Raw genomic sequence first — 1,976 nt, 5'->3', positions numbered from 1 at the left:
CGGGCCGGCGGGGACTATCGCCGCCGTGGCGGCACCCACCCCGATGCCGATCGTCGCCTCGGCAACAAAGTCACGCCAAGCACCCTGCTGCTCCAGCTTCAGGTTGCCTTCGGCCTTCTCGTCCGCGAATTCCTTTCCGATGGCCTCGAAGCGGGACTCGTCCAGCATTCCGTGCATCTTGACGCTGTGCAGGCCGGCCGCGATAGCGGATTCGCTGTCGCCCCCCTGGGCTGTCATGAGACTCGCCCCATAGACCTGTTGCGCCACGGACAGCGTGGCGTGTGAATCCTCGTCGGATCCTAGGGCCCGCATGAACTGCATGCTGCTCGTCTCACCGAAATCACGGAGACGATGGCTTTCCTTCCCGAACAAGCCGTCTCGATCCACGAGATCACCACTGCCGCCCATGTTGTCCATGGAGTAGTTCAAGCTGTCGATATGACCTGCCGCCATGTTGGTCAGGCTGTCGCGAATTCCATCCTGCTTCTCGATCACGTCGGCCGTCTCGTAATGGTCGACCACCTTCTCCATGAGCTCGGTCCGCTCGTCGCGCGCTGGGCGCAGGCTTCCTTGAGCGTCCCGACCTGCGTGTTCCACGCGTCGTGCAGTTCCGTGAGGGCGGGCCCCATGTCCAGACCGTCATTGAAGAGCTCGATGGAGGCGTCGAAGGTGGTCTGACGCGCGTGATCCGCGTCCACACGCAGCCCCTCCCGCAGCGTATAAGCCAGGTTGCCGAGCTTCCCCAACTGGTCGTTGTGGACCACCAGATCCTTCTGGCCACCACCGCCACCGGAGGCAGCCGCCTGATTCAGTCGCATCTGTACCGCGCTGTCCCTAGCGGCGACCTCAGCCTTGGCCTGTTCCCACTCGTCCCAAGTCACGCGTCAATCAGCTCCCCCGATGAGTGACAGAGGATCCGTGCGCATGCCAACGTAACAGGAGCACACATGGGGGTCTTGTGAGTACTCCGAAGCTGATGGCGAGCGCCCACGTGCGTACGTGCCTGCATCGAGGTTGCGGCAGGCCCCCGGCCACCGCGGCCCCGCTGCCGCCGCCCGTACGGCTGGCTGCGCGAGGCCCTGCTCGTACCCGCTGGGCCGGATCCTGAAGTCCTGAGCGGCCGTCAGGCCCGCTCGCGGACCTGACGCACCCTCCAGAGCCAGCCCGCGCCCACCACGACCATGACCAGCATCAGCCCGGTCAGCAGCCGCGGCACATAGGTCGGTACAGCACTGGCGGAGACGCCGAAGTTGTAGCCGAGAGCGGTCACCGTGGGGAGGAAGGCGGTCACCGCGACGCCCACCCACTTCTGGTTCCAGTCCCAGTGCCGTGACCTGCACAGCACGACGACCCCGATGATCCTGAGCACCAGCCCCAGCGCCCCCACGAGTATCCCCAGCAGCGTCGCGAGGACGGGCAGCCCCACCACGACCCAGTCGGGCGACCGGCGGCGCCGCCCCTCGGGCTCGGGCCCACCGGTCGGCGGCACCGCCCCGGCCTCCGGGACGCGCCCCACTCCGGCCTCCCCGGCCCCCGCCTCCTGGAGTGCGGTGGCCGCGATGGTGCGCGGGTCGCCCAGCTCGCCCAGGATGTCCCGGGTGCCCCCCCGGGCGTTCGGAGAGGGCGACCTCGATGTGCTCGGCGAGATCGGCGACGAGCTCCTGGCGCCGCTCCGCCGGAAGCGCCGACGCCTCCCGTGCCACTGCCGCCAGGTACTGCTCCACCAGCGCACGCTCGGTCACGCCCGTGTCCTCGGCCTTCATTCCCCTGCCTCTCCAGATCGCCGCGCACACGCCGTCGGCGCGAGCAGGCCGTCGACCGCGTCCCGGAAATCGGGCCACGTCCTCGTGAACTCCGTGAGCGCCGCGTGTCCGGCCCCGGTCAACTCGTAGTAGCGGCGCGGCGGTCCGGAGGCGGACTCCCGCCAGCTGGTGACGACGAGTTCGTCCCGCCGCAGCCGGGACAGCAGCGGGTAG

The 1,976-nt window shown here is 68.6% G+C and carries 3 protein-coding genes and 2 pseudogenes; all 5 read right to left on the bottom strand.

The window, feature by feature from the left end:
• Positions 1-531 (bottom strand): annotated as a pseudogene (locus tag IH13_RS0105355) (hypothetical protein); the annotation flags it as partial.
• Positions 492-881: a hypothetical protein gene (locus IH13_RS0105350; RefSeq protein WP_051835766.1), complete on the bottom strand. Its 390-nt coding sequence runs from the start codon at positions 879-881 to the stop codon at positions 492-494. The pseudogene IH13_RS0105355 and the gene IH13_RS0105350, both read right to left, overlap by 40 nt.
• Positions 882-1,123: 242 nt before the next feature.
• Complete coding sequence (locus IH13_RS44350) at positions 1,124-1,516, bottom strand: hypothetical protein (RefSeq protein WP_234433218.1); 393 nt, start codon at positions 1,514-1,516, stop codon at positions 1,124-1,126.
• Positions 1,517-1,661: 145 nt separating this feature from the next.
• Positions 1,662-1,763: pseudogene (locus tag IH13_RS45990) on the bottom strand (hypothetical protein); the annotation flags it as partial.
• Positions 1,760-1,976: PadR family transcriptional regulator (locus IH13_RS40480; protein WP_082317519.1), on the bottom strand; the 217-nt coding region annotated here is incomplete at its 5' end. The gene IH13_RS40480 and the pseudogene IH13_RS45990, both read right to left, overlap by 4 nt.

The sequence above is a fragment of the Streptomyces sp. NRRL WC-3549 genome, from assembly GCF_000721935.1.
Taxonomy (GTDB): Bacteria; Actinomycetota; Actinomycetes; order Streptomycetales; family Streptomycetaceae; genus Streptomyces.
Note: the sequence above shows the minus strand (reverse complement) of the source record. Positions and strands in the feature narration are given on the sequence as shown.